The organism is Megasphaera jansseni, from assembly GCF_047974155.1.
GTDB lineage: Bacteria > Bacillota > Negativicutes > Veillonellales > Megasphaeraceae > Megasphaera.
Genome location: NZ_JBHYRR010000092.1, coordinates 1 through 285 on the forward strand (window position 1 = coordinate 1; position 285 = coordinate 285).

The 285-nt window shown below is 54.4% G+C and carries 1 rRNA gene; it reads left to right on the forward strand.

Annotated elements, in window-relative coordinates:
• Positions 1-105: ribosomal RNA gene (gene rrf / locus ACE418_RS13515) — 5S ribosomal RNA — on the forward strand; the annotation flags it as partial.
• Between the last annotated feature and the right edge of the window lie 180 nt (positions 106-285).

The following is a 285-nucleotide window of genomic DNA, read 5'->3' on the forward strand; positions in this document are numbered from 1 at the left end:
AGCTGCGGGGATCCACCTGTTCCCATGCCGAACACAGCAGTTAAGCCCGCAAACGCCGAAAGTACTTGGGGGGAGGCTCCCTGGGAGGATAGGAAGCCGCTGATTAAGGAAAAAAGCACTAGCAAATGCTAGTGCTTTTTTTGTTGTTCGTTGTTAGTGGTTCGTGGCTAGTGGGGAATGAGCGGCTTCCTATCCTCCCAGGGTCCCATGGGATAAGCAGGGAACCGGTTTTGAAGGAGCCTGCGACGCGCAAAACCGTGTGAGTCGCTTATGCCGAATCTCGAG